Annotated in this window: 22 protein-coding genes, 2 tRNA genes, 2 rRNA genes, 2 pseudogenes and 1 riboswitch; of the genes and pseudogenes, 12 read left to right on the plus strand and 16 right to left on the minus strand. The window is 47.6% G+C overall.

Annotated elements, in window-relative coordinates; genetic code table 11:
• Positions 1 to 23: 23 nt before the first annotated feature.
• The 6 genes from ACQE26_RS01265 to ACQE26_RS01290 form a co-directional block, all read right to left on the minus strand.
• Positions 24 to 2,952: ribosomal RNA gene (locus ACQE26_RS01265) — 23S ribosomal RNA — on the minus strand.
• Positions 2,953 to 3,126: 174 nt separating this feature from the next.
• A 16S ribosomal RNA gene (locus ACQE26_RS01270) occupies positions 3,127 to 4,676 on the minus strand.
• Together the 16S and 23S rRNA genes with 2 tRNA genes alongside form the textbook arrangement of a ribosomal RNA operon.
• 98 nt (positions 4,677 to 4,774) lie before the next feature.
• Positions 4,775 to 4,848 (minus strand) — tRNA-Gly (locus ACQE26_RS01275).
• A 9-nt stretch (positions 4,849 to 4,857) separates the two neighbouring features.
• Positions 4,858 to 4,934: transfer RNA gene (locus ACQE26_RS01280), tRNA-Arg, on the minus strand.
• A gap of 304 nt (positions 4,935 to 5,238) precedes the next feature.
• Complete coding sequence (locus tag ACQE26_RS01285; RefSeq protein ID WP_500470437.1) at positions 5,239 to 6,657, minus strand: sugar porter family MFS transporter; 1,419 nt, start codon at positions 6,655 to 6,657, stop codon at positions 5,239 to 5,241.
• 427 nt (positions 6,658 to 7,084) lie between these two features.
• Positions 7,085 to 8,086: an NADPH:quinone oxidoreductase family protein gene (locus ACQE26_RS01290; protein ID WP_500470438.1), complete on the minus strand. Its 1,002-nt coding sequence runs from the start codon at positions 8,084 to 8,086 to the stop codon at positions 7,085 to 7,087.
• A gap of 126 nt (positions 8,087 to 8,212) precedes the next feature.
• Between ACQE26_RS01290 and ACQE26_RS01295 the strand changes: the two genes are divergently transcribed.
• The 6 genes from ACQE26_RS01295 to ACQE26_RS01320 all read left to right on the plus strand — a co-directional run bounded on the left by ACQE26_RS01295 (position 8,213) and on the right by ACQE26_RS01320 (position 12,873).
• Positions 8,213 to 8,680: an SRPBCC family protein gene (locus tag ACQE26_RS01295; protein WP_500470439.1), complete on the plus strand. Its 468-nt coding sequence runs from the start codon at positions 8,213 to 8,215 to the stop codon at positions 8,678 to 8,680.
• 112 nt (positions 8,681 to 8,792) lie between these two features.
• On the plus strand, positions 8,793 to 9,647 hold the full coding sequence (locus ACQE26_RS01300) for a manganese catalase family protein (protein WP_060963444.1): 855 nt from the start codon (positions 8,793 to 8,795) through the stop codon (positions 9,645 to 9,647).
• Positions 9,648 to 9,896: 249 nt separating this feature from the next.
• Positions 9,897 to 11,459 (plus strand): APC family permease, encoded by a 1,563-nt coding sequence (locus tag ACQE26_RS01305; protein WP_500470440.1) that lies wholly within the window; start codon positions 9,897 to 9,899, stop codon positions 11,457 to 11,459.
• Positions 11,460 to 11,575: 116 nt separating this feature from the next.
• Positions 11,576 to 12,157 carry a TetR/AcrR family transcriptional regulator gene (locus ACQE26_RS01310; protein ID WP_060963446.1) on the plus strand — a complete coding sequence of 194 codons (582 nt, stop codon included), beginning with the start codon at positions 11,576 to 11,578 and terminating at the stop codon, positions 12,155 to 12,157.
• Between the two features lie 72 nt (positions 12,158 to 12,229).
• On the plus strand, positions 12,230 to 12,559 hold the full coding sequence (locus ACQE26_RS01315; RefSeq protein ID WP_500470441.1) for a DMT family transporter: 330 nt from the start codon (positions 12,230 to 12,232) through the stop codon (positions 12,557 to 12,559).
• Positions 12,559 to 12,873, plus strand: coding sequence for a DMT family transporter (locus tag ACQE26_RS01320; protein ID WP_060963448.1), 315 nt, complete (start codon positions 12,559 to 12,561; stop codon positions 12,871 to 12,873). The genes ACQE26_RS01315 and ACQE26_RS01320 overlap by 1 nt, the downstream gene beginning before the upstream one ends.
• 59 nt (positions 12,874 to 12,932) lie before the next feature.
• On the opposite strand, the gene ACQE26_RS01325 is transcribed toward ACQE26_RS01320, so the two are convergent.
• The 4 genes and pseudogenes from ACQE26_RS01325 to ACQE26_RS01340 form a co-directional block, all read right to left on the minus strand.
• On the minus strand, positions 12,933 to 14,147 hold the full coding sequence (locus ACQE26_RS01325) for a CynX/NimT family MFS transporter (protein WP_500470442.1): 1,215 nt from the start codon (positions 14,145 to 14,147) through the stop codon (positions 12,933 to 12,935).
• On the minus strand, positions 14,137 to 14,823 hold the full coding sequence (locus ACQE26_RS01330) for a FadR/GntR family transcriptional regulator (protein ID WP_500470443.1): 687 nt from the start codon (positions 14,821 to 14,823) through the stop codon (positions 14,137 to 14,139). The genes ACQE26_RS01325 and ACQE26_RS01330 overlap by 11 nt, the downstream gene beginning before the upstream one ends.
• Before the next feature lie 120 nt (positions 14,824 to 14,943).
• Positions 14,944 to 15,058: pseudogene (locus tag ACQE26_RS01335) on the minus strand (GntR family transcriptional regulator); the annotation flags it as partial.
• Positions 15,052 to 15,177, minus strand: a pseudogene (locus tag ACQE26_RS01340) (GntR family transcriptional regulator); the annotation flags it as partial. The pseudogenes ACQE26_RS01335 and ACQE26_RS01340, both read right to left, overlap by 7 nt.
• A 176-nt stretch (positions 15,178 to 15,353) precedes the next feature.
• A riboswitch (purine riboswitch) is annotated at positions 15,354 to 15,453 on the plus strand.
• Positions 15,454 to 15,508: 55 nt separating this feature from the next.
• Here ACQE26_RS01340 and ACQE26_RS01345 point away from each other — a divergent pair.
• Positions 15,509 to 16,669, plus strand: coding sequence for an MFS transporter (locus tag ACQE26_RS01345; protein WP_500470444.1), 1,161 nt, complete (start codon positions 15,509 to 15,511; stop codon positions 16,667 to 16,669).
• A gap of 53 nt (positions 16,670 to 16,722) precedes the next feature.
• On the opposite strand, the gene ACQE26_RS01350 is transcribed toward ACQE26_RS01345, so the two are convergent.
• The gene (locus ACQE26_RS01350; protein ID WP_045926971.1) at positions 16,723 to 17,289 is read right to left on the minus strand and encodes a YdhK family protein; all 567 of its coding nucleotides are present in this window, start codon (positions 17,287 to 17,289) and stop codon (positions 16,723 to 16,725) included.
• 203 nt (positions 17,290 to 17,492) lie between these two features.
• Here ACQE26_RS01350 and ACQE26_RS01355 point away from each other — a divergent pair, with 203 nt between their 5' ends.
• On the plus strand, positions 17,493 to 17,666 hold the full coding sequence (locus ACQE26_RS01355) for a hypothetical protein (protein ID WP_016937085.1): 174 nt from the start codon (positions 17,493 to 17,495) through the stop codon (positions 17,664 to 17,666).
• Positions 17,667 to 17,716: 50 nt separating this feature from the next.
• Here the strand turns inward: ACQE26_RS01355 and ACQE26_RS01360 are convergent, their stop codons facing one another.
• Positions 17,717 to 19,075, minus strand: coding sequence for a serine hydrolase domain-containing protein (locus tag ACQE26_RS01360; RefSeq protein WP_500470445.1), 1,359 nt, complete (start codon positions 19,073 to 19,075; stop codon positions 17,717 to 17,719).
• A gap of 139 nt (positions 19,076 to 19,214) precedes the next feature.
• On the minus strand, positions 19,215 to 19,484 hold the full coding sequence (locus tag ACQE26_RS01365; RefSeq protein ID WP_047478256.1) for a hypothetical protein: 270 nt from the start codon (positions 19,482 to 19,484) through the stop codon (positions 19,215 to 19,217).
• 232 nt (positions 19,485 to 19,716) lie between these two features.
• Between ACQE26_RS01365 and ACQE26_RS01370 the strand changes: the two genes are divergently transcribed.
• A complete protein-coding gene (locus ACQE26_RS01370; RefSeq protein ID WP_438421314.1) occupies positions 19,717 to 19,971 on the plus strand; it encodes a hypothetical protein in 255 nt (84 codons plus the stop codon).
• Between the two features lie 58 nt (positions 19,972 to 20,029).
• Here the strand turns inward: ACQE26_RS01370 and ACQE26_RS01375 are convergent, their stop codons facing one another.
• Positions 20,030 to 21,217, minus strand: a complete 1,188-nt coding sequence (locus tag ACQE26_RS01375) for a macrolide family glycosyltransferase (RefSeq protein ID WP_500470446.1) — start codon at positions 21,215 to 21,217, stop codon at positions 20,030 to 20,032.
• Positions 21,218 to 21,357: 140 nt separating this feature from the next.
• Complete coding sequence (locus ACQE26_RS01380; RefSeq protein ID WP_029575258.1) at positions 21,358 to 22,044, minus strand: GntR family transcriptional regulator; 687 nt, start codon at positions 22,042 to 22,044, stop codon at positions 21,358 to 21,360.
• 180 nt (positions 22,045 to 22,224) lie between these two features.
• Between ACQE26_RS01380 and ACQE26_RS01385 the strand changes: the two genes are divergently transcribed.
• Both ACQE26_RS01385 and ACQE26_RS01390 read left to right on the plus strand, forming a co-directional pair.
• Positions 22,225 to 23,289: a tartrate dehydrogenase gene (locus ACQE26_RS01385; protein WP_500470447.1), complete on the plus strand. Its 1,065-nt coding sequence runs from the start codon at positions 22,225 to 22,227 to the stop codon at positions 23,287 to 23,289.
• Positions 23,290 to 23,300: 11 nt separating this feature from the next.
• Entirely contained in the window at positions 23,301 to 24,206 is a 906-nt protein-coding gene (locus ACQE26_RS01390) for an alpha/beta fold hydrolase (protein WP_500470448.1), read from the plus strand.
• Positions 24,207 to 24,336: 130 nt separating this feature from the next.
• Here the strand turns inward: ACQE26_RS01390 and ACQE26_RS01395 are convergent, their stop codons facing one another.
• On the minus strand, positions 24,337 to 24,954 hold the full coding sequence (locus ACQE26_RS01395) for an NUDIX hydrolase (protein WP_500470450.1): 618 nt from the start codon (positions 24,952 to 24,954) through the stop codon (positions 24,337 to 24,339).
• Positions 24,955 to 25,217: 263 nt separating this feature from the next.
• Between ACQE26_RS01395 and bltD the strand changes: the two genes are divergently transcribed.
• Entirely contained in the window at positions 25,218 to 25,688 is a 471-nt protein-coding gene (bltD, locus tag ACQE26_RS01400) for a spermine/spermidine acetyltransferase (RefSeq protein ID WP_500470451.1), read from the plus strand.
• Positions 25,689 to 25,712: the final 24 nt, after the last annotated feature.

Genomic DNA, 25,712 nt, shown 5'->3' on the forward strand with positions numbered 1-25,712 from the left:
TAACAGTAAGCATACATTCAAAAATGGTTAAGTCCTCGATCGATTAGTATCTGTCAGCTCCATGTGTCGCCACACTTCCACCTCAGACCTATCAACCTGATCATCTCTCAGGGATCTTACTTCCTTGCGGAATGGGAAATCTCATCTTGAGGGGGGCTTCATGCTTAGATGCTTTCAGCACTTATCCCGTCCGCACATAGCTACCCAGCGATGCCCTTGGCAGAACAACTGGTACACCAGCGGTGCGTCCATCCCGGTCCTCTCGTACTAAGGACAGCTCCTCTCAAATTTCCTGCGCCCGCGACGGATAGGGACCGAACTGTCTCACGACGTTCTGAACCCAGCTCGCGTACCGCTTTAATGGGCGAACAGCCCAACCCTTGGGACCGACTACAGCCCCAGGATGCGATGAGCCGACATCGAGGTGCCAAACCTCCCCGTCGATGTGGACTCTTGGGGGAGATAAGCCTGTTATCCCCGGGGTAGCTTTTATCCGTTGAGCGATGGCCCTTCCATGCGGAACCACCGGATCACTAAGCCCGACTTTCGTCCCTGCTCGACTTGTAGGTCTCGCAGTCAAGCTCCCTTGTGCCTTTACACTCTGCGAATGATTTCCAACCATTCTGAGGGAACCTTTGGGCGCCTCCGTTACCTTTTAGGAGGCGACCGCCCCAGTCAAACTGCCCACCTGACACTGTCTCCCCGCCCGATAAGGGCGGCGGGTTAGAAGGTCAATACAGCCAGGGTAGTATCCCACCGATGCCTCCACCGAAGCTGGCGCTCCGGTTTCCAAGGCTCCTACCTATCCTGTACAAGCTGTACCAACATTCAATATCAGGCTGCAGTAAAGCTCCACGGGGTCTTTCCGTCCTGTCGCGGGTAACCTGCATCTTCACAGGTACTATAATTTCACCGAGTCTCTCGTTGAGACAGTGCCCAGATCGTTGCGCCTTTCGTGCGGGTCGGAACTTACCCGACAAGGAATTTCGCTACCTTAGGACCGTTATAGTTACGGCCGCCGTTTACTGGGGCTTCAATTCGCACCTTCGCTTACGCTAAGCGCTCCTCTTAACCTTCCAGCACCGGGCAGGCGTCAGCCCCTATACTTCGCCTTACGGCTTCGCAGAGACCTGTGTTTTTGCTAAACAGTCGCCTGGGCCTATTCACTGCGGCTCTCTCGGGCTTGCACCCTAACAGAGCACCCCTTCTCCCGAAGTTACGGGGTCATTTTGCCGAGTTCCTTAACGAGAGTTCTCTCGATCACCTTAGGATTCTCTCCTCGCCTACCTGTGTCGGTTTGCGGTACGGGCACCTCTCACCTCGCTAGAGGCTTTTCTTGGCAGTGTGGAATCAGGAACTTCGCTACTATAATTCGCTCGCCATCACAGCTCAGCCTTTACGGGAAACGGATTTGCCTATTTCCCAGCCTAACTGCTTGGACGCGGATATCCAATACCGCGCTTACCCTATCCTCCTGCGTCCCCCCATTGCTCAAATGGTGAGGAGGTGGTACAGGAATATCAACCTGTTATCCATCGCCTACGCCTTTCGGCCTCGGCTTAGGTCCCGACTAACCCTGAGCGGACGAGCCTTCCTCAGGAAACCTTAGGCATTCGGTGGACGGGATTCTCACCCGTCTTTCGCTACTCATACCGGCATTCTCACTTCTAAGCGCTCCACAAGTCCTTCCGGTCTTGCTTCACAGCCCTTAGAACGCTCTCCTACCACTGTTCGAAGAACAGTCCGCAGCTTCGGTGATACGTTTAGCCCCGGTACATTTTCAGCGCAGAGTCACTCGACCAGTGAGCTATTACGCACTCTTTAAATGGTGGCTGCTTCTAAGCCAACATCCTGGTTGTCTAAGCAACTCCACATCCTTTTCCACTTAACGTATACTTTGGGACCTTAGCTGGCGGTCTGGGCTGTTTCCCTTTCGACTACGGATCTTATCACTCGCAGTCTGACTCCCAAGGATAAGTCATCGGCATTCGGAGTTTGACTGAATTCGGTAACCCGGTAGGGGCCCCTAGTCCAATCAGTGCTCTACCTCCGAGACTCTTACCTTGAGGCTAGCCCTAAAGCTATTTCGGAGAGAACCAGCTATCTCCAGGTTCGATTGGCATTTCACCCCTACCCACACCTCATCCCCGCACTTTTCAACGTGCGTGGGTTCGGGCCTCCATTCAGTGTTACCTGAACTTCACCCTGGACATGGGTAGATCACCTGGTTTCGGGTCTACGACCACGTACTCATGCGCCCTATTCAGACTCGCTTTCGCTGCGGCTCCGCATCTTCTGCTTAACCTTGCACGGGATCGTAACTCGCCGGTTCATTCTACAAAAGGCACGCCATCACCCGTTAACGGGCTCTGACTACTTGTAGGCACACGGTTTCAGGATCTATTTCACTCCCCTTCCGGGGTGCTTTTCACCTTTCCCTCACGGTACTGGTTCACTATCGGTCACTAGGGAGTATTTAGCCTTGGGAGATGGTCCTCCCGGATTCCGACGGAATTTCACGTGTTCCGCCGTACTCAGGATCCACTCAGGAGAGAACGAAGTTTTGACTACAGGGCTGTTACCTCCTATGGCGGGCCTTTCCAGACCTCTTCATCTACCTCGTTCCTTTGTAACTCCGTACAGAGTGTCCTACAACCCCAAGAGGCAAGCCTCTTGGTTTGGGCTGATCCCGTTTCGCTCGCCGCTACTCAGGGAATCGCATTTGCTTTCTCTTCCTCCGGGTACTTAGATGTTTCAGTTCCCCGGGTCTGCCTTCTCATATCCTATGTATTCAGATATGGATACCACTCCATTACGAGTGGTGGGTTTCCCCATTCGGAAATCTCCGGATCAAAGCTTGCTTACAGCTCCCCGAAGCATATCGGTGTTCGTCCCGTCCTTCATCGGCTCCTAGTGCCAAGGCATCCACCGTGCGCCCTTTCTAACTTAACCGTTAAAAAGAATCACTACGTGATTTCTTGCATTACAATTGAATGTGAATTACTTCTGTTATCTAGTTTTCAAAGAACATTATCTCGAAGAATCGAATGATCCTTCAAAACTAAACAAGACAGGGAACGTTCTGTTTATAAGACCCAAGGTCTTATATTCCGTTAAAATCCTTAGAAAGGAGGTGATCCAGCCGCACCTTCCGATACGGCTACCTTGTTACGACTTCACCCCAATCATCTGTCCCACCTTCGGCGGCTGGCTCCATAAAGGTTACCTCACCGACTTCGGGTGTTACAAACTCTCGTGGTGTGACGGGCGGTGTGTACAAGGCCCGGGAACGTATTCACCGCGGCATGCTGATCCGCGATTACTAGCGATTCCAGCTTCACGCAGTCGAGTTGCAGACTGCGATCCGAACTGAGAACAGATTTGTGGGATTGGCTTAACCTCGCGGTTTCGCTGCCCTTTGTTCTGTCCATTGTAGCACGTGTGTAGCCCAGGTCATAAGGGGCATGATGATTTGACGTCATCCCCACCTTCCTCCGGTTTGTCACCGGCAGTCACCTTAGAGTGCCCAACTGAATGCTGGCAACTAAGATCAAGGGTTGCGCTCGTTGCGGGACTTAACCCAACATCTCACGACACGAGCTGACGACAACCATGCACCACCTGTCACTCTGCCCCCGAAGGGGACGTCCTATCTCTAGGATTGTCAGAGGATGTCAAGACCTGGTAAGGTTCTTCGCGTTGCTTCGAATTAAACCACATGCTCCACCGCTTGTGCGGGCCCCCGTCAATTCCTTTGAGTTTCAGTCTTGCGACCGTACTCCCCAGGCGGAGTGCTTAATGCGTTAGCTGCAGCACTAAGGGGCGGAAACCCCCTAACACTTAGCACTCATCGTTTACGGCGTGGACTACCAGGGTATCTAATCCTGTTCGCTCCCCACGCTTTCGCTCCTCAGCGTCAGTTACAGACCAGAGAGTCGCCTTCGCCACTGGTGTTCCTCCACATCTCTACGCATTTCACCGCTACACGTGGAATTCCACTCTCCTCTTCTGCACTCAAGTTCCCCAGTTTCCAATGACCCTCCCCGGTTGAGCCGGGGGCTTTCACATCAGACTTAAGAAACCGCCTGCGAGCCCTTTACGCCCAATAATTCCGGACAACGCTTGCCACCTACGTATTACCGCGGCTGCTGGCACGTAGTTAGCCGTGGCTTTCTGGTTAGGTACCGTCAAGGTGCCGCCCTATTTGAACGGCACTTGTTCTTCCCTAACAACAGAGCTTTACGATCCGAAAACCTTCATCACTCACGCGGCGTTGCTCCGTCAGACTTTCGTCCATTGCGGAAGATTCCCTACTGCTGCCTCCCGTAGGAGTCTGGGCCGTGTCTCAGTCCCAGTGTGGCCGATCACCCTCTCAGGTCGGCTACGCATCGTCGCCTTGGTGAGCCGTTACCTCACCAACTAGCTAATGCGCCGCGGGTCCATCTGTAAGTGGTAGCCGAAGCCACCTTTTATGTCTGAACCATGCGGTTCAAACAACCATCCGGTATTAGCCCCGGTTTCCCGGAGTTATCCCAGTCTTACAGGCAGGTTACCCACGTGTTACTCACCCGTCCGCCGCTAACATCAGGGAGCAAGCTCCCATCTGTCCGCTCGACTTGCATGTATTAGGCACGCCGCCAGCGTTCGTCCTGAGCCAGGATCAAACTCTCCGATAAAGTAGTTTGACTGACTACGCACATCGCTGTGCGATTTATTTAAAACTTTGAATTAACAGGTACGTTTTGTCTTGTTTAGTTTTCAAAGATCATTATAATGGAGCGGGTGATGAGAATCGAACTCACGACATCAGCTTGGAAGGCTGAGGTTTTACCACTAAACTACACCCGCATTTTAAATTGGCGCGCCCGAGAGGAGTCGAACCCCTAACCTTTTGATCCGTAGTCAAACGCTCTATCCAATTGAGCTACGGGCGCTTATCAGGCGACTTAACTATCATACTATCAATCAGTGATGATGTCAAGTGTTTTTTATTTCTTTTTGAAGTTGTTTTCTCAACCTCATTTATTATACACGTTTCTGAGAATTTGTAAAGTCTTTTTTCAAAAGCTCATTTTCTCTTTTAGCGTGATCGCTTTGTTCATCAGCGACGTTTACTAATATACCATGTCCCTTAAATCGCGTCAACACTTTTACAAAAGTTTTTTCTCGCTTATTACTTCCTTCTATATATATAGAAAATAAAAAACAGGATTCCTAAGAACCCTGCATCTCTCTTGATTACCCGCTCACCTTGACCTCTGCACTTTTTCGCTCTGGTTTTTCATAAGTACGGAAGTTTTGTTCAAGCTGTTCAAGCGACAGACCTTTTGTTTCCGGCAAGAACCTTTTCACGAATATGACGGACGCTATTCCTAACAGAACAAAAATAAAGAAGGTTGCAGACAGTCCGATGTTTGCGAGCAGAACCGGGAAAGTTAAACCGACAAGGAAGTTCGCGATCCAAAGACAGAAGACAGTGACTCCCATACCAAGCCCCCGCAATCGAAGCGGGAATATCTCCGACAGCATCAGCCAGGTCACAGGAGAAACCGCTCCCTGCTGAAACGCAAGGAAAGTGACGGTTAACGTAAGAACTACATAAGGAAGGGAAGGGGATCCTTTCAGCACGACAGATAAAATCCCGATCAGCAGCAGCACGGCAGTCGTTCCGATCAGCCCCGTCATCAGCATCGGGCGCCGGCCGACTCTGCCGAGAAGCCATATGCCCACAAAAGTCGCAAGCACGGAAATCACACCGTTAGCGATATTGCCGATCAATGCAGCTTTTGTTTCGAAGCCGGCATCTTTTAGTATTTGAGTTCCATAGTACATAATTGAATTTACGCCGGTGAGCTGCTGCACTACAGCAATTCCGATTCCGATAAACACAATGCGGCGCACCCACGGAACGGCAAGGTCCTTAAATGTCGCCTGCTCCATCTCCGCTTCCTCATGAAAAGCAGATTCAATCTCGGCGAGTTCTGACTTTGCTTTCTCGTCATTCCGTATTCTCCGGAGAACACGCAAAGCATCTTCTTTTCTTCCTTTAGAAACCAACCAGCGCGGACTTTCAGGAACTTTCAGCATACCGAAAAACAAGAATACCGCCGGAAGAGCCGCGATAACGAGCATGTAACGCCAAGCGTGAGACGTATCACCGAGCACATTGCCGATGATGGCATTACACGTGAAGGCAAGCAGCTGGCCCGTTACAATCATCAGTTCATTTTGGGTAACCATTCTCCCCCGGCTTTCCGCCGGCGACATTTCAGCCAAGTATGCCGGAACTGTTACGGAAGCTCCCCCGACAGCAAGCCCCAGCAGAAAACGAGAGATAATCATAACCGATACGTTAGGCGCCAGTGTACATCCCAGCGTCGCCGCAAAGAACAAAACGGCAAGGAAAAGGATATTTTTACGTCTGCCGTTATAGTCCGACAGCCGCCCTCCGAAAACTGCGCCGATCGCAGCCCCCAAGAGAAGAGAGCTTGCCACCATGCCTTCAGTCAGCGCCGTAAGATTAAGCTGGTCAGCTTCCGCCATAAACGGCAGCGCTCCATTAATTACACCTGTATCGTAACCGAAAAGAAGCCCCCCGAACGTCGATACTAAAATGATGGTTCTCAAAAATGAATACTGGCTGCTATTTTTATTCATCTTCAAATCCTCCCAGTTTTTATACAGAGATATAAACCGAATATTCAGTTATCTATATTTACGCCTATAATGTCTTACCCACGTTTCGACAATTCAAAACAGCTTCTATATAAAAAATCACTCGAAAGCGTCATCATTTATCATTTATATTCGCTCTCTCCTTTCGTCGAATTGTTACTTTATAGTTATTTTTTAGTTAAGTTGTAATGATATTATTAGCACTTATGTTATTATCTTAATTTTAAAAGCGCTTTCAGTCAATAAATATTTCAGATAATTTCAAAGTTTTTCTTAATATGATCTACATATAATCAATATTTGTTTAAAATAAGCCCACGTTCATAATATACTCAATAATCATCTCAGTTTTAATCAACAAATGATTATATAATGAAAAAACCCCCAACTGCTGATCGGGGGTTTTTGTTTATTCTTCGTTCAGTTTAACGATCGTTCTCCCTCTCGCTTTTCCTTTTAAGAGAGCAGGAAGTGTATCCGGCAGTTCCTCAAGTGTAATTTCCTTTTGAATAAAGGCCTCGAGATCCGCTGGCTTGAAATCTTCAGCCAGACGCTGCCATGTTTTCTTTCTTGTCTCCATGGGACAGAATACGGAATCAATTCCCAGGAGGCTGACGCCGCGCAATATAAACGGGAAGACCGTAGCCGGGAGTTTCGTTCCCGCTGTCAGTCCGCTCACTGCAACTGTTCCGCCGTACTGAATCTGGCTGAGAACTGAAGCAAGCGGCTCACCTCCGATCGGATCGACGGCCGCAGCCCATTTTTGTTTTTGCATCGGTTTTAACGTGCCGTTGTAAACTTCGTCACGGTGAATAACCGATTTCGCACCGAGACTCTTCAGATAGCCGCTTTCTTCTTCTTTTCCGGTACTGGCCTCTACGTCATAGCCTAATGAAGAAAGAATGGAAACCGCAAAGCTTCCGACGCCTCCTGTTGCTCCCGTCACCAGCACTTTCCCTTTTTCAGGGGCGGCATGGTTTTCCTCAAGCCGCTGAACGGACAATGCGGCCGTAAAGCCGGCGGTTCCGATCGTCATGGCTTCTTTAAGAGTCAGACCTTCAGGCAGCGGCACGATCCAATCTGCCGGAATGCGGGCCATCCCGCTATAGCCGCCAAAGTGGGAGACGCCTATGCCGTAGCTTGTCGCAATGACTTTGTCCCCTTCTTTAAAACGGGCGTCATCTGAGGAAACGACGATTCCCGCTAAATCAATTCCCGGCACGAAAGGATACGAGGTTACGATCTTGCCGTCAGGAATGGCAGCCAAGCTGTCTTTGTAATTCACGCCTGAATAGCAAACCTTAATCAGTACTTCACCCTCGGGAAGGTCCTGAACTGCGAGCTCCTGTACGCTGACTGAAAACCGGTCTTCACGTTGATCGACTACTAACGCTTTAAATTGATCTGTCATCACTATGTCTCCTTAAAATGTATTGAATGGCTTTGAAAAAGCATAAAATAAGTTTGATTTATTTTCAAATGTCCTGCCCCGTGTAGTATGATCAAAAGAAAAAACAGCGAAAGAGTGGTTAGCAGCATGTCTGATAAACAAAACAATGATAACAAAAATAACAACAGCAGTAATCAAACATTACCGGACATTATTCATACCGCCGTTTTCAAGGCGCCGCTGCAAATGGTCTGGGATACGGTCTCCACTGCGGACGGACTGTCTCTCTGGTTTATGCCGAATGATTTCACTCCTCAAGAAGACAGTGAGTTTCAGCTGGAATCTCCATTCGGTCCGTCTCCGTGCAAGGTGCTGGATATCGAAGCGCCGTACCGTCTTTCTTTTTCATGGGATACGGAGGGCTGGATCGTTTCTTTTGTCTTGAAAGAAACGGAAAGCGGAGATACGGAATTCACTCTCATTCACGGCGGATGGAAAGAGCCGGATGCTGTCATCAATAAAGTCAATCGGAAAAGCTCGGAGATTCACAGTACGATGGATCAAGGATGGAACGGGCTTGTCAACACGAAGCTCCGCGGGGCGGTCGAGGCTTAACGCAAAAGGACGGGATACACTTTCCGTCCTTTTTTTGCTGCCAATACATAAAAACCGACTTTGCTAAGACACTAACAGAAGAACCGAAAACTGATTTCAGGGGGCGCTGTTCATGTATTATTACAAAGAAGAACTGATCAATATCATTAAGCCGGACAAGCCGGATCCAGCCGCCGCCAAGGTGCTTCAGGAAATTTTAGGCGGGCACTACGGAGAAATGCGGACGATGATGCAATACTTTTTCCAAAGCTCTAATTTCAGGGGAAAAGAAAAGCAGTTCCGCGACCTGCTTCGCGGCGTATTTTTAGAAGAAATTGCACACGTTGAGCTCGTCCAGCATACGATTAATGCGCTGCTCGATGAAAGCGGGGCTGAGGGCCCCGGAAATCAGGCTTCAGATCAGGCGCCGATTGACGAAGCGGTGAAGCATGCCAATCCGCACCATTATATTATCGGGGCGCAAAGTTCTCTGCCTGCAGATGCAAGCGGCAATCCATGGAACGGCTCTTGGGTCTACAATCACGGTAATCTGATTGCCGACTTATTGGACAATGTCGTGCTGGAATCAACCGGCGTGCTGCAAAAAACGCGCATTTATGAGATGAGTTCTAACCAGACGTTCAGAGAAACACTCGGTTTCCTGATCGTCCGTGACAACGCTCATCAAAATGCATTTACAAAAGCGCTGGAAACACTGGGTGTTGAATGGGGCAAATTATTCCCCGTGCCGAATTATGACATTGAAAAATATCCGGAATGCCGGAAATTCGTTGAGATGGGATATCATAATACCCAATTTAATTTCAGACTGGATCCGACACGGATCGGAGAAATTCTGCAAGGACAGACGCCGAGCCGAAACGGCGGCGAATTAAGTGTGTCTGAGCCGCCTAAAGGGTTCCCTGTGCCGGAACTTCCTGAGCTTCCGAATGAGCACAGCCCCGGACTGAAAGATATGAACTTGTAATAAAAAAACGCCTGCTTCGGGCGTTTTTTTATTTTTATAGATGTAAGGTTTGAACGTGAGCAAAACGGGGAATATAAGCGGGGAGATCTTGACATGCGGCCGTATCAAGTCACTCCATTATGATTTGAGCATACTGCTGTACATACTTCAGCACCGAAAGCTGTCCTAATTTTCCAGCCGGCCGGCTGGGTATGTTCGAATGATAATGGGAATTATGTAAATAGAACATGTCTTATAAGGAGGCAGCGAATGTCTAAGCAAGGAAACTTCCAGAAATCTATGTCACTTTTTGATCTTATTTTAATCGGCATGGGAGCCATATTCGGTTCAGCATGGCTGTTTGCCGTCAGTAACGTCGCCTCTAAAGCGGGCCCATCAGGCATTTTTTCCTGGCTGGTCGGCGGGGGAATCATCTTATTGATCGGCTTGGTTTATGCGGAACTGGGCGCCGCGCTGCCGCGGACCGGGGGAATTATCCGGTATCCCGTATATTCACACGGACACCTGGTCGGATATTTAATTTCCTTTGTCACCATTGTGGCCTACACGAGCCTTATTTCTATAGAAGTCACGGCAGTCCGCCAATACGTGGCGTACTGGTTTCCCGGGCTGACCGTGAAAGGTTCTGACTCGCCGACAATTGCCGGATGGATATTGCAATTTGCGCTGCTCTGCCTGTTCTTTCTCCTCAACTATTGGAGTGTCAAAACCTTTGCAAAAGCAAACTTCATTATTTCGATTTTTAAATATGTCGTTCCGATTACGGTTATTATAGTACTGATTTTTCATTTTCACCCGGGCAATATGACCGTTCACGGATTCGCGCCTTTTGGTTTCACCGGAATTCAAGCCGCGATTTCTACCGGCGGTGTCATGTTCGCCTATCTTGGGCTGCACCCGATTGTGGCTGTCGCAAGTGAAGTGCAGAATCCGAAGCGGAACATTCCGATCGCATTGATTGTCTGTATTATCGTTTCTACTATTATTTACACCGTGCTGCAGCTCACTTTTATCGGGGCGATTCCGGCAGATACCCTGAAACACGGATGGCCGGCTATCGGGAAGGAATTCTCTCTTCCGTTTAAAGATATCGCCGTTTTGCTCGGATTAGGGTGGCTGGCGACATTGGTTATTTTAGATGCGATTTTATCACCGGGCGGTAACGGTAATATCTTTATGAATACGACTTCACGTCTCGTCTACGCCTGGGCCAGAAACGGAACATTATTCAGCATCTTTTCTAAAGTCAATAAAGAAACCGGGACACCGCGTGCCTCCCTTTGGCTTTCGTTCGGTCTGTCTGTTTTTTGGACGCTGCCGTTCCCTTCTTGGAACGCTCTCGTCAACGTGTGCTCCGTCGCATTGATTCTGTCTTATGCGATTGCGCCGATTTCTTCAGCGGCGCTGAGGGTGAACGCCAAGGAGATTAACAGACCGTTTTATTTAAAAGGGATGAGCATCATCGGGCCGCTGTCGTTTATTTTCACTTCTTATATTGTATATTGGTCCGGATGGCGCACCGTATCTTGGCTTCTCGGTTCTCAAATTGTCATGTTTCTGATCTACCTCTGTTTCAGTAAATATGCTCCTAAAGATGATGTCAGCATACGCCAGCAGCTGAAATCAGCATGGTGGATCGTCGGCTTTTATGTCATGATGCTGATTTTCTCCTATCTCGGCTCGTTCGGCCACGGATTGGGCATTATCAGCAATCCGCTTGACCTGATTCTGATCGCCATCGGTTCGCTCGGTATTTATTACTGGGCAAAATATACGGGTCTGCCGAAGGCTATGATCGACAGTGATAAATGACGAACGCCGGAAAGAAGTATGGTCTTCTTTCCGGTATTTTTATTTTAAGGGATGACAAAAAAGCGAATGTGCGATAAAATGAATGACAGTCATTCATAAAAGGAGGAACCCCTCTATTGGCAAAACAAAGCTCGGGAAAATACGAAAAGATCCTGCAAGCCGCGATTGAAGTCATTTCTGAAAAAGGATTAGACAAAGCATCCATTTCAGAAATCGTCAAAAAAGCCGGAACGGCCCAAGGGACGTTTTACTTATATTTTTCTTCTAAAAACGCGCTGATATCCGCGATTGCAGAAAACCTGCTCGACACTACGCTGGACAGAATAAAAGGGAAAACGGACGGTTCTGAAGATTTTTGGACGTTGCTGGACATTTTGGTAGATGAAACATTTCACATCACCCGGCTTCATAAAGATATTATCGTTCTCTGTTATTCCGGTCTTGCCATCGATCACTCAATGGAGAAATGGGAAGCCATTTATCAGCCTTATTATTCCTGGCTGGAAGGCGTCATCAATACGGCCATTGAGCAGGGTGAAGTCAACAGCGGCATTCATGTCAGATGGACGGCCAGAACGATTATCAATGTTGTCGAGAACGCAGCTGAACGGTTTTATATCGGCTGTGAACAGGATGTCGATCTCGAAGTATATAAAAAAGAAATATTCAGCTTTCTCAAAAGAAGCTTGCAGAAATGATTGGCGGAAGACCGATCATTTTTGACCGCCACAAAAATGACTGACATTCATTCATAACTGAGGTGACTGTAAATGTATTGGCTGCTTGTACTGATAGCCGGACTGTTAGAAGTAGTTTGGGCGTCCGCCCTGAAGCATGCGGATTCGCTCTTTGATTGGATTGGTATTTTCCTTCTGATTGCTGTCAGCTTCCTGATGTTGATCCGTTCTTATAAAAAAATACCGATGGCTGCCGCATACACCGTTTTTGTCGGAATAGGCACCGTCGGCACATATGTAACGGGCGTCATTTTAGGAGAACCTTTTTCAATCGGGCAAATCTTCTTTTTAACTTTGCTGTTGTCCGGCATTTTAGGAATGAAGGTATTTACGAAAGAAACTGAAACAAGGGGTGAACATTAATGGCATGGCTGCTGTTATTTATTGCCGGAGCGGAGGAAGTTGTAGCGGCCGCTGCCATGAAACATATTGACGGTTTTAAAAAAAAGTGGCCGCTGATTGTCATGGTAACAGGCTTTATGCTTTCATTCTTTTGCCTTTCCGGAGCGATGCAGGTTCTTCCCACAGGTGTCGCGTATGCGGCTTGGACCGGCATGGGAAGCATCGGCGTTTCGGCCGTGGGCATACTTTGGTTTAAAGAAAAATTCAATCTGTCACAATTGGTGTCTCTGGGGCTTATCCTCATCGGTGTCATCGGCTTAAAACTGACAACGTGACGGCCTGAGACAGCTTTTTAAATAAAAAACAAAGGACCCTAAGCGGGCCCTTTGTTTTTTTATGCTGTTTTGATCTGTTCTGCTTTTCCGGCTCCGACACCGAAAATGAAAATCAGAACGGAGACCGCGATCAGCATGAATAACGGAACCGTCCAGCCGTGCGTGATATCATGCAGCAGGCCGAATACGAGCGGCCCGAACGCGGCAAGCAGGTATCCGAATGACTGGGCCATGCCGGAAAGCGCCGCGGCTTCATGAACATGCCGGGTCCGCAGGCTGAAGAACATCATCGCCAGACTGAACGCACAGCCTCCCGCAATTCCGATCAAAATGACCCATACCGGAGTAAGAGCCGGGCTTCCGAAAAGAACGCCGGCAATGCCGATAAGGAAAAATAAAGCCGTCAGTCCGGCGAGTCCGCGCTGGTTTTTCATTTTAGCGGCAGCGATCGGCACGATAAAAGTAATCGGCAGGACTGAGAATTGCATTAATGAAAGCATCCATCCCGCCTTACTTGAGCTGAGTCCATTCTGCTGAAGAATTTCCGGCAGCCAAGCGATGATGGTGTAAAAAATAAGGGATTGCAGCCCCATGAACAACGTCACCTTCCAAGCCAGCGGAGACCGCAGCAGACTGCTTTTCTTCTCTCCGTTTGTCCCAGTCGTGCGGACGGGCAGTTCGCGTCCTCGCATTTGCGGAATCCACATGACGAACGCAATGAAAGAAAGGATCGCCCAGCAGCCGAGCGCGCCTTTCCAGCCTAACCCCGCTGAAGAGGCGATCGGCACGCTGATGCCGGATGCAATCGCGCCGCACAGATTCATAGAAACCGAGTAGACGCCGGTCATGACGCCTAAATTTCCGGGAAACTTATGTTTGATGAGACCCGGCAGCAGGACGTTGCATACGGCGATCGACAATCCCAACAGGATCGTTCCGAAAAAGAGAGTGCCGATTCCGGCGATGGAGCGCAGCAGCGTTCCGGCTGTCAGGACAATTAATGATGACAGTAAGACAATCTCGGTCCCGAAGCGCCGGGACAATAAAGGAACAAACGGCGACAGACATGCAAATGCCAAAAGAGGCACTGTCGTAATGGTGCCGGCAGCCGCATTGGTCATGCCGAGGCTGTCCCGAATTGAGGAAACGAGCGGCCCGACCGATGTCAGAGGCGCTCTGAGGTTGGCCCCTATCAATATGACTCCGATAACCAGCAATATCAGTTTTTTTCGCTGACTTGCTTGCAGAATTTGATGTTCGTCTTCAATTTTCATGTCCATCCTCCATGTGTATTGTATCTTTAAATACTGTGATGTATTGGTTGACGGCCTCCATGGCCTCATCCGGTTTCTGTCCGGCAATCGCAGCGGCAAGCTGGTTGTGTATCCGGATAGCAGGCGTAATTTCCAAGAGATTATGGACTGACGCACAAAGCGCCTCCGTCATATGCTCGTATAGATCAGAAAGCATGTTGTTATGGGCCGCCTGTACAATTGTTTTGTGCAGATTAATGTCAGCTTCGGCATACCGTTTTCGATCTTCATTTTGCAAGGCCGCTTCACATTCATCCAGGCATGCCTTCAGCGCTTTAAGGTCTTCGTCATTACGCCTTTGGGCCGCCAATCGTGCGGCTTCTCTCTCAAGTGCGTATCTGACTTCTAATGTTTCAAGCAAATTTGATTTTTTTATATGGCGGTAAAATGCAGCGCCGAGGACACTGGATGAGCTGACATACGTACCGCTCCCCTGCCTAGTCTGAAGAAGCCCGGCATGTACGAGCGCCCGAATGGCCTCACGCAATGTGTTTCGGCTCACATCAAATTGCTTCATTAAATCCAGCTCAGGAGGAATGCGCGTCCCGACCGGCCATTTATCCGATTGTATTAACGATTCAATTTGCGCCACCACTTGTTCTACGAGCGACAGTCTGCTTGTTTTGGATATTTCCATCAGAACACCTCTGTAATTTGTAGGATGATTCTATCATTGGATAACATAACATAAAGTAAACGAAGGTGTAAACAGCTGCAACAAAAAAAGAGTGAGTTTTTCTCTCACCCTTCGTCGCTTTTATGAACGTTTTATATGGACTGAGGTCACGACAAACTTGTCATGGCGGCAGCGGGAAAATGAAGTGCCGTTGTCCAAAAAACCTGCATGTTCCGACTTCTAATATCGGGTCATCCGGCTGCACCCGAACTCCAGTGCGAGCGTCTTTTCATCAGGGAGCGGCTGATCTATGTCATAAACACTGCTTTTAATCCTCGTTCTCATTTTGTTGGCGATTTTTTCGTACTTATTCATCGGTTTCCTCAGGCTGTGTAATGTTTGATCTGTATAGACTCCTTACGGTTATCATAAAATTTTTTTCTGCTTCATTAATGACGTTACAGCCGCCGCTATTGAAATTGAAAGGATTTCCTCGAATTTTCTATGGAATCTCTCTCACTATTATGGTAGAATTCTTTGCAGAAACGGACACAAACGAATATTGTATACATTGTATAACCTCAATGATATGGTTTGAGGGTGTCTACCAGGAACCGTAAAATCCTGATTACAAAAAATTGTCCCGCACACTTTTTGTAATCAGGATTTTTTATTTTCTAAAAAATAAAAAAAGGAGTATCTGTACATGAATTTCAAAGTATTTCTGCTTGCAGCATCTACTATTGCAGTCGGATTGGTTGAATTAATTGTGGGCGGTATTCTCCCGCAAATCGCTTCCGACTTAGATATATCCATCGTCAGCGCAGGGCAGCTGATCAGCGTATTTGCGCTCGGTTACGCGGTATCCGGCCCGCTGCTTTTGGCAGTGACGGCAAAAGCTGAACGAAAGCGGCTTTATTTAATCGCACTTTTTGTTTTCTTCCTGAGTAATCTGGTCGCTTATTTCAGTCCCAATTTCACCGTGCTTATGGTGTCACGGGTGCTCGCTTCCATGAGTACGGGACTGATTGTCGTCCTTTCTTTAACGATTGCCCCTAAAATCGTTGCGCCGGAATACAGAGCGCGGGCGATCGGCATCATTTTCATGGGCTTCAGCTCCGCAATCGCTTTAGGCGTGCCTGTCGGCATTATCATCAGCAATGCTTTCGGATGGCGCGTTCTATTTTTAGGAATCGGCGTATTATCGCTTGTTTCCATGCTGATTATCAGCGTCTTTTTTGAAAAAATACCTGCTGAAAAAATGATTCCGTTTCGTGAGCAGATCAAAACGGTCTGGAACGCCAAAATTGCCAGCGCACATCTTGTCACCTTGTTTACACTGGCTGGGCATTACACACTCTATGCCTACTTTGCGCCTTTTTTGGAAACAACGCTTCATTTGAGTTCCGTTTGGGTCAGTGTATGCTACTTTTTGTTCGGCCTGTCAGCGGTATGCGGCGGACCGTTCGGCGGCTGGCTGTATGACCGTTTGGGATCATTTAAAAGCATCATGCTTGTGACTGTTTCTTTCGCTTTGATCCTGTTTATCCTTCCGCTGTCAACGGTTTCTTTAATCATTTTCCTGCCTGCGATGGTGATCTGGGGATTGCTCAGCTGGAGCCTTGCGCCGGCGCAGCAAAGTTATTTGATCAAAATTGCGCCTGAGTCTTCCGATATTCAGCAAAGCTTCAATACATCCGCTTTGCAAATCGGCATTGCGCTCGGGTCAGCCATCGGCGGCGGCGTGATCAGACAAACGGGTTCTGTCACAGCTACCGCCTGGTGCGGCGGTTTGATTGTCATTATCGCTGTCGCGTTAGCCGTGTTTTCTTTAACGAGACCTGCTTTGAAAAGAAAATCCGCATAAGTGTGAAACCGCAAAAAAGCCAAAGGAGTTCCTTCGGCTTTTGCGGTCTTTTTTTATTTTGCGGCGGAAAGTTCGTCTTCTGTGACCCATTTATGGTTGGTTACTTTTTGGCCGCCGTCCGTCGATGTATAGTCGACCATATAAACGGTTGTCTTTTTGGCTGAATCAATGACGGCTTCAGCGCCCTTCATGCCTTTCATATGGGATGCCTCGATGACGGCCTTGTCACCTGGCTTTAACGTCTTATCACCGGCGCCCTTTAATTCTTCCTGAATGACCCATTTATGATCTTTAACGCGCTTTCCTCCCGTTGTCGGCGTGTAAGATACACTGTAAACCGTTGTATCATAAGCACCTGTTACGGTTCCTTGCGCATTTTTCATGCCCTTCATATGAGAAGCTAAAATCATGACGTCACTGCCGACTTTATAAGTCGGATTTTCGGCCTTCTTTAAACCTTTCGGCACCTCGGATGAACCTGAGTGATTCATGTCTTCGTGAGCGTGCGTTTCTTTGTCTTTCGCTTTTTCGCTTCCTCCTGAAGATTGGCTGTTGCATCCGGCAAGCGCCAGGACGGGAATGAGGAGAAACATGCTGAATAAAAATAATCTTGCTTTCATTTCAAGAACTCCTTTGTCTTTTTGATTTTTTACTTTTCCCTTTCGGTTCGTCAGTAAAACAGAAGATGAATTGCAGCCGGTCATCTCTCCTAATTCTTCAACTCTCTCTTCATTGCCTTTCGTCAGGTGAAATTGTTCACAAAATGTACACATTAATGGAAATGCAGTATAATTCCATTATCAGATAATAGGGGGAACTCATCATGAAAACAAAGGTTTTTGCGGTGGTATTGGGTGCTGTTTTAATGGTTGCAGGTTTGATTTTGGCAGAGGTTTCACTTTATATGGAATACATCACCATGCTCGGAGCTATGATTTTCTCTTCTATCTTTATGTCAGAGCCGAAAAGAAAATTTCGCGTCATCAAAGGGGTTTGACTTTTCTATTACCGCCGTCTTCTCAGGACGGCGGCTTTTTTGTATGTCACTCAGTCTATTCGCAGAACAGTTTCTTCTGTGCCGTCTTGATATAAAACGAAATGTGAGGCCGCTTGGGCTTTATCACCGGCAAATTCAATTTCAAGCGGCAGCGCCCGGACAAAATAACGGGTTTCCGTCATTGGGAATAATTCGAATGGTGTCTGCCCGTCTATAGTAAGATACAATCGGTTTTCTTTTACCGCCACCGATGCATGAGTATCATCCTGAAATGAGTAATCACCGATAAATCTGCTGTAAATCGCAGGATCGATGTCTGCTTTTTTCTGATCCGCCGGACGTTTCTGAATCTCGTATGGCTGATCAAATAAGATGTTTACAGCCGCGGCAATCACAGCTTGTTCAAATTGATACGGTTGTTCCATATTGCTGAGATAGATCAATGTTTTATTGTGGTCAATGTAACGGATCATCAGAGTTGAATAGCCCGGCCAGCCTCCGTCGTGACTGACAACCTTCCCTTTTTGGGGGCTGTTTTGAATCATCCAGCCAAATCCATACCCGAAGTGCTCTTCTTCATTCCAATAGCCAGGTGTAAAAGCTTGGTCTTTCGTCTCTTTGCTGATGATTTCTTCCGTATAAAGAGCCTGATCAAACAGATATAAATCTCTTATCGCGGAGTTAACGGTTCCATCACCTTGAATACCGTCAAGGAAGACGACATAATTGGTTTCCTCAAGTTCATCAGGCAGGACATACTCTCCGGAATGCACATCATAGACATAGCCATATGCATAGTTCGGGATGTTTTCTTTACTCAGCCTTCTGTTATAAACCCGAGTATCGTTCATACGGAGCGGATGAAATACAGCTTGCTGCATAAATGCAGCAAAACTCATGCCTGATACAATTTCAATCATAACCGCTAACACAACATAACCCGTATTACTGTAAAGCCACCCCTTACCCGGCGGGAAATAAGCATCCGGTTTATGCTGCTTAAGCATATCGATCACATCTTGATTAACGGCAATTCTGTCCCGGTCCCAATGTGTTAAGAACAGCTCCATATAATCCGGCAATCCTGACGTATGATGAAGTAAATGCCGAATGGTAATGCCCCGATAAGGAAAATCAGGAAGCCACCGCTCTATCATATCGTCATACCGCAGCTTCCCCTGCTGCTCTAACTTCATAATCCCGAGAGCAGTAAACGGCTTCGATACTGAGGCCAATTCAAAGACAGAGCGGTCATTCAGCATCCTGTTTGTTTCCAGTTCTGCAGTGCCGAATGAACCCTGATATAAAATGCGGCCGTTTTCTGCCGCTAAAACAGCTCCGTTTATTTCATGCCTTCCGTCTAAAGTGCTGAAAAGCTGTTCAAAAGCTTGTTTTTTCTTATCCATCATTATGATCCCTCCATATAAAAACTGTATCTCTCTTTTATACGAATGGCTTTTATATGAGTTTCAATATTCTTCCTTAACCGGAACAAGTCGGTAAATATACGATGATAATCAGAAGCCGCGGAGTTTTTATGAGGATCTTTTATTCACACAATACAGTACAGGCTTCGAATTCAACATGCTTCTCATCTTTTTTGGCCCCGGCAATTTCCATAGTTGAAAACATCGCGCAGACGACAGCTTTGTATTCGTTCATGACGGTTTGAATTTCAATCAGGAACCGTTCGGATGAAGCCGCGCATTCCGTTACGTACTCTTTCATTTTGCCGATAATATCATCTGCCTGACGGCTGAATCCTGCCGCCTCCAAATCACTCTCAAACTGGTTTTTGTTCATCATATGAATATGCATTTTCAGGCCCCTTTCAGCAGTGTGTTTGTGGTTATACCTACTGTAAAGGACAGGGTTGGATAAACTTTTAATAAAATATGAACAAACTATGAATTGGAACATCTGCCTGACCCGCGTGCATCCGGCTGTTCTCCATACCATTTGAACTACCTGAAAATATTACTTCTTTACTCTATTAAAAACGGCTCATATATGATCTAATACTGTAAAACGATCGTTTAGGAGGCGGCCTATGTCAACAGCAGGAAACCGGCAAAAATTTTGGATCAAGGCGATGCTTATAGCGGTCTTTGCTGTGTTTGTCTTCTCTTTTTCTGAGAATCATTCACAAAAGGACTGGCACGCGACAGTAGATGAGGCGTCCGTGAATGTCTTCGGCCAGCAGATCTTTGAAAAAGACCGTCTGGAAAAAACACTCGGCGCACGTGAGGCAGAATCTCTTCTGACTCTTATCAAACTCGCAAATGAAGAGCATCACATCATCTAAGAGTCTTTATAAAAAGCCTGTTTCCCTTTTTACAGCGGAAACAGGCTTTTTTCGTGTATTATTTTTTTTGTTCAATAAACCGGTCGATCCGGGCCAGGACATCTTTCATGTCCATGCATTCTTTAAAGCTTTCGTTAATGGCTTGAATGCCTTGTTTATATTTTCCGTTATGCAGCACTTCTTCTGCGGCAAGCTTTAACTTTTCAGCGCTTAATTCATCTTTTTGCACGGTATAGCCGGCATTCAGTTCAGTCAGGCGGCGTGCAATCATCGGCTGATCTTTATCATGCGGGATGACGACCAGCGGCACTTGATAATGAATGCCTTCATTTACACTGTTCATTCCGCCATGTGTAACAAATAGGTCAGCCTGCTCCAGCACCTCAAGCTGCGGCACGTATGGAGCGATGATAAAGTTTTCCGGCGCCTGTTTGATTTTCGACAGATCGGCTATTTCTCCGGCGGCGATGACAACTTTGCCTTCAAAATCTGAGAACGCGTCTATGCACAGATTGAAAAACGCTTCCGTGTCCCAGAGCACCGTCCCCATTGAAATATAAATGACTTTTTCATCCTTTAAAGAATCAATCGGGAAGTCGGTGTGCCCCTTTCTCTTCGGAAAACTCGGACTGATAAATAAATACTCATCTCCGAACGTCTCGCTTTCGGGCTGAAAATATCTGCTTGTATAGACGACGTTCAGTTCACCCGTGTTGTTCATAAATTGAATCAGGCTGTCAGGAGCAACGCCGTATTTGTCTTTCATCTCAGCCAACAGCTCTTCACATTCCCTGTCCGGCTTAAACGGCACGCCCGATTCCGGATGAAGCGGGAGGGTTTTCAGGCCGTCTTCATTGAGCAGGAAGGATGCTGAAGAAGAGATGCCGGGAATGTTGAGATAATCCCTCACCAGCTCTCCCGCACCGAATTTATCATAATAGACGGCGTCGAATGGAATGTCCTCAGCCAGACGCTGCACAATATGTAAAATCTCCAGTGACGTTTTGATATGAATTTTTAAGAATGGCAGTATGCCGGACGGGCTGTCAGGATCAATGGGTGTCATTCTGAGCAGATCGCGGTGAAGGTGAACCTCCGCCCCTACTCCTTCCAGCCTGCTTTTGTACTTTTCCGTTGAGATATAATGAACGTGATCGCCCCGTTCACTGAAGGCCTTTGTCATACCGAGGGTCGGGTTTACGTGTCCTTCTGCGGGAAAATTGACCATGAGAATATGTTTTGCCATTTTTCAAACTCCTTTGCCTTTTTTGCGCCTTTTCCATATCCATCATAAATGATGCGGGAAAAATTATGCAAGAAACACCCGTCAGGTCTTCATGGCGGTTTGATGACACCGCCAAAAAAAGACAAGGCTTTTCGCCTTGTCTATCGTGATGATTCGTCTGTTTCTTGTGCTTTCAGCACGCCTTTCAGATGTTCTGCATCGTGCTTGAGATGCTCCGTCATATAGTGCACGGCTTTTGTTTTGTCGCCTTTTTTTATTTCTTCAAAGACTTTCCGGTGCTCATGTAAGATCACTTCCGCACGGTCATCCCCTTTAAAATTAAGGACTCTGCAAAAATGAATCAGCACATTGACATGCTCAAGCAGCTTGGCCAGCTGACTGTTATGGCTGAACTCCACAAGGAGCTGATGAAACGTTTCATTCAAGGAAATAATCTCCGTCTCTTTGACGCCTTTATGGATAGCTTCTTCCGTCTCCCGCAGCTGTTTTTCGATGAGTTCAATTTCACTCTCAGCCGCTTCATCAATGACGAGTTCGACCGCCAGTGATTCAAGTGACATTCTGATTTGATAAATCTCTTCAACATCCTTTACGGATAAAGAATAGATGACAAAGCCGTTTCGATCGTCTGCCGTCAGAAGCCCGTCCTTTTCAAGGAGCCGCATCGCTTCTCTGACCGGCGACCGGCTGACTCCGAAATCCTTGGCCAGCTGTGTTTCATTCAGCCGTTCTCCCGGTTTAAAAATCCCGTCAAATATCATTTTTTTCAATTGGGAATAAAATTGCAGATAATACGGGGTTGGCTTATCTAATTTAAAGTTATCCATCTTTCCTACCTCTTCATACAATTTAGGCCTTATTGTTACCAAGATCATATAACAGTTTATCTATGGAAGCAACATTCCCGAGCTTGTCAGCATAGCGAGTATGGCGTAATATGGAATTATAACAAACGACGGTCGACGGTCTGCCGTAAACCGAAACAATTCATTCAGGGGGGATGGAACATGAAAACATACAAGATTGCCAGCATACCGGGGGACGGTGTGGGAAAAGAAGTCGTTCCGCAAGCGGAGCGGGTGTTGAACGCAATCGCAGAATTACATGGGGGCATGGCATTCGATTTTACTTCTTTTCCGTGGAGCTGCGAGTATTACTTGGAGCACGGAACCATGATGCCGGATGATGGATTAGAAACGTTACAGCACTTTGATGCTTTGTTTTTAGGAGCGGTGGGGAATCAAAAGCTCGTCCCCGATCATGTTTCGCTGTGGGGGCTGCTCATCAAGATACGCCGGGAATTTGAACAGGTGATCAATGTGCGGCCGGCGAAGCTGCTGCCGGGGATCACTTCCCCTCTCGTTAACCCGAAGGATTTTGATCTGCTGGTCGTCCGGGAAAACAGTGAGGGCGAGTACAGCTCTGTCGGCGGCAGAATGTATCAGGGCGAAGACGAAATCGCCATTCAAAACGCGGTCTTTTCCCGCAGAGGAACGGAAAGAGTGATGCGGTATGCCTTTGAACTGGCGGCAAATCGGAAGAAACACGTCACAAGCGCGACGAAATCCAACGGTATTGTTCACTCGATGCCGTTTTGGGATGACATCTTTAAAGAGGTCAGCCGGGAGTATGCCGGGATTGAAACGGACTCGCAGCATATTGACGCACTGGCGGCCTTTTTTGTCACTCACCCGGAGCGCTTCGATGTCATTGTCGCTTCAAACCTGTTCGGAGATGTGCTGACAGATATCGGCGCGGCGATTATGGGAAGCATCGGAATCGCTCCCGCCGCCAACATCAATGTAAACGGCAAATACCCTTCCATGTTTGAGCCTGTTCACGGCTCCGCTCCGGATATTGTCGGAAAAGGGATTGCCAACCCTATCGGCCAAATATGGACGGCAAAATTAATGCTCGATTCATTCGGAGAAGAAGAGCTGGGCAATCTCCTCCTGCAATCCATTGAAACGGTCACAAACAGCGGCGTCCTGACCCCGGACGTCGGCGGAAAACATTCAACGGAAGACGTCACTTCCGCTATTATTTCTCAAATAAAAAATAACATTTTATAAGGAGAGAGAAAATGGATTCTTTTCGTGAACAATTTGAAAAGCATGTGACCCATGATTCAATTGAGGTAAATGGCATCCGCCTTCATTACGTCTTTGCGGGAAAGGAGGATGCTCCCCCCGTCATTCTCCTGCACGGCTTTCCGCAAAGCTGGGTGACGTGGCGTTATGTGATTCCGACGCTTGCCGCTTCTCATAGAGTCATCGCTGTTGATCTGAGGGGCTACGGCGATTCTGAAAAGCCGGGCGGCATAAACGGCTATGATAACAAAACGATGGCAAGCGATATCCAAGGTCTGATGCGCCGCCTGCATATACAAAAAGCGTTAATTGCCGGGCATGACAGAGGCGCCAGGGTCGCAAGGCGGCTCGCTTTAGATGCTCCGGAGCTGGCGGCAGGCCTTGTGCTCATTGACATTATGCCGACTGAATACGTCTATGATTCTCTGACGGCAGCGGAAGCGGCAAAAAAATACTGGCACTGGACATTTCAAGTCGTTCCCCATCTGCCGGAAGAATTAATAAGAGGAAAAGAAGAGGAATATCTTAGATTTTTATTAAGCAGAGGTGACGGGCTTTTTGACCTGCTGACATCAGACGGCGCCTGGGACCGGTACTTAGCCGCCTGGAAGCAGCCCGGCGCTGTCCAAGCTGCGCTTAATGACTACAGAGCCGCTTATCAAATTGATTTGCCGAGATATCGTTCAGAAAAGGAATCACAGAAAAAACTGGATGTGCCCACGCTTTTGCTGTGGGGAGAAAAAGGGAACTTAGCCGGCCTTCCCGTGCTTGACACATGGAGAGAATCAATTCGTGAAGTCAGCGGATATGAGGTAAAAGGCTGCGGCCATTATGTCCCCGAGGAAAAACCGACAGAAGCTGCCCGCAGAATTATCGATTTTTCAAAAACGGTTTTTTAAGGGGCGCACCACACCGAAACAGGCAGACTCTTAAAACCCGGCCTGATGATTTACCATCTCTATCACAGGCCGGATCATTCATATGTGAAATGGTTCTGAACCAGTTCCTCTCTTTTTCCTGCTTGCTGCCTTAATCAAAATAAGCGGGTTCGTCCGGATGTTTGAGATATGCAAACATCCTTTCAATCTGACTTTCCGTATTGCGGGCTTCTGACAGCGGCGGCAGCTCCGTTTCTGCAAAAAAAGCGGCCGCGCTGGTTTCCGTTCCCTCCCTGAGCTGTCCGCCGATGATCTCACATTTGATAAACACTTTGTAAACGTGGGCGGCGGACGGCGGATGGGAATGGCATTTCTTATCCATTACAGCTAACAGTTTGACCGGCTTTACGTCGATGCCCGATTCCTCTTTTACTTCTTTGACAGCTGCTTCGCCCGGAGAAATCCCGATATCGGCCCACCCGCCCGGCAGCGCCCATCTGCCGTCGCTTTTCTCTTGCACCATTAATATACTCTGATCTTTAAAAACTGCCGCTCTGACATCAACTTTCGGAGTGGGATACCCGCTGTCCCCTGCGAAGACGTCTTGTATGATCTCTTTGCCGGTCCCGGTATGATGCGCCATGATATCCACGCTGATTTTTCTTATTTCTTCAAATCTCTCAATATCATATATGTCTTTGGAATAAGCCAGCCCCGCTTGCGCCGCGGATTGAAGCTGTTTTGCCCATTCAAGCCATTTTGGCTCCATTTTCAATCATCCTCCGATCTTTATGTTTTCACAAATACAGAAACCTAGTTCATTAACCCCCAGTTTTTCCGCTGCTTTCTCCCCCCTGGCTGAGAAAGCAGCGGAACAGGGTTTGTTTTTTTCATGGAAGAGTTTTGGAATTCAACCGTTATGAAGTATTTTTTGACGTCTTCGCTCATAATACCTCCTTGACGATATGGCAACCATATCCTTTATGATGATCATTGGATGATCTTCAGAAAAAGGGAAGAGGAGTATGAAGGATGACGATTGAAATCAGAGCAGTCACGGAAGAAAACCGTGCCGATATACTGGCGCTTCATGTAAGTGAAAGCCAGGCTTCATTTATTGAAACTGCGGAAGAGTGTTTACAAGATGCTGAGGATTGCCGGCATTATCAGCCGGCCGGCCTTTATGTTGACGGGGAGTTGGTCGGCTTTGCCATGTACGGCTGGTTTCCGGAATATGATGAAGAAAATAAAAACGGCAGAGTGTGGCTTGACCGTTTTTTCATTGATGAACGATATCAGGGACGGGGATTAGGCAGACTGATGCTTGATGCCCTTATCCATCATCTCGCTCAATTATATGATTGCAGACGGATTTATTTAAGCCTGTTTGAAGATAACGTGCACGCACTGCGCCTTTATCAAAAATTCGGCTTTAGATTCAATGGAGAGCTGGACTCAAACGGGGAAAAAGTGATGGTCAAAGAGCTGAAGAGCGCTGTATAAACGCATTCCGGCTTCTTGCCAATA

It is taken from the genome of Bacillus sp. 5RYD7K, assembly GCF_059831465.1.

What these genes read in the sequence shown, in the direction of transcription:
- ACQE26_RS01285 (WP_500470437.1), bottom strand. Translation starts at nt 6,657, where the DNA reads ATGAATAAAAATAGCAGCCAGTATTCATTTTTGAGAACCATCATTTTA.
- ACQE26_RS01290 (WP_500470438.1), bottom strand. Translation starts at nt 8,086, where the DNA reads ATGACAGATCAATTTAAAGCGTTAGTAGTCGATCAACGTGAAGACCGG.
- ACQE26_RS01295 (WP_500470439.1), top strand. Translation starts at nt 8,213, where the DNA reads ATGTCTGATAAACAAAACAATGATAACAAAAATAACAACAGCAGTAAT.
- ACQE26_RS01300 (WP_060963444.1), top strand. Translation starts at nt 8,793, where the DNA reads ATGTATTATTACAAAGAAGAACTGATCAATATCATTAAGCCGGACAAG.
- ACQE26_RS01305 (WP_500470440.1), top strand. Translation starts at nt 9,897, where the DNA reads ATGTCTAAGCAAGGAAACTTCCAGAAATCTATGTCACTTTTTGATCTT.
- ACQE26_RS01315 (WP_500470441.1), top strand. Translation starts at nt 12,230, where the DNA reads ATGTATTGGCTGCTTGTACTGATAGCCGGACTGTTAGAAGTAGTTTGG.
- ACQE26_RS01320 (WP_060963448.1), top strand. Translation starts at nt 12,559, where the DNA reads ATGGCATGGCTGCTGTTATTTATTGCCGGAGCGGAGGAAGTTGTAGCG.
- ACQE26_RS01325 (WP_500470442.1), bottom strand. Translation starts at nt 14,147, where the DNA reads ATGAAAATTGAAGACGAACATCAAATTCTGCAAGCAAGTCAGCGAAAA.
- ACQE26_RS01330 (WP_500470443.1), bottom strand. Translation starts at nt 14,823, where the DNA reads ATGGAAATATCCAAAACAAGCAGACTGTCGCTCGTAGAACAAGTGGTG.
- ACQE26_RS01345 (WP_500470444.1), top strand. Translation starts at nt 15,509, where the DNA reads ATGAATTTCAAAGTATTTCTGCTTGCAGCATCTACTATTGCAGTCGGA.
- ACQE26_RS01350 (WP_045926971.1), bottom strand. Translation starts at nt 17,289, where the DNA reads ATGAAAGCAAGATTATTTTTATTCAGCATGTTTCTCCTCATTCCCGTC.
- ACQE26_RS01355 (WP_016937085.1), top strand. Translation starts at nt 17,493, where the DNA reads ATGAAAACAAAGGTTTTTGCGGTGGTATTGGGTGCTGTTTTAATGGTT.
- ACQE26_RS01360 (WP_500470445.1), bottom strand. Translation starts at nt 19,075, where the DNA reads ATGATGGATAAGAAAAAACAAGCTTTTGAACAGCTTTTCAGCACTTTA.
- ACQE26_RS01365 (WP_047478256.1), bottom strand. Translation starts at nt 19,484, where the DNA reads ATGCATATTCATATGATGAACAAAAACCAGTTTGAGAGTGATTTGGAG.
- ACQE26_RS01370 (WP_438421314.1), top strand. Translation starts at nt 19,717, where the DNA reads ATGTCAACAGCAGGAAACCGGCAAAAATTTTGGATCAAGGCGATGCTT.
- ACQE26_RS01375 (WP_500470446.1), bottom strand. Translation starts at nt 21,217, where the DNA reads ATGGCAAAACATATTCTCATGGTCAATTTTCCCGCAGAAGGACACGTA.
- ACQE26_RS01380 (WP_029575258.1), bottom strand. Translation starts at nt 22,044, where the DNA reads ATGGATAACTTTAAATTAGATAAGCCAACCCCGTATTATCTGCAATTT.
- ACQE26_RS01385 (WP_500470447.1), top strand. Translation starts at nt 22,225, where the DNA reads ATGAAAACATACAAGATTGCCAGCATACCGGGGGACGGTGTGGGAAAA.
- ACQE26_RS01390 (WP_500470448.1), top strand. Translation starts at nt 23,301, where the DNA reads ATGGATTCTTTTCGTGAACAATTTGAAAAGCATGTGACCCATGATTCA.
- ACQE26_RS01395 (WP_500470450.1), bottom strand. Translation starts at nt 24,954, where the DNA reads ATGGAGCCAAAATGGCTTGAATGGGCAAAACAGCTTCAATCCGCGGCG.
- bltD (WP_500470451.1), top strand. Translation starts at nt 25,218, where the DNA reads ATGACGATTGAAATCAGAGCAGTCACGGAAGAAAACCGTGCCGATATA.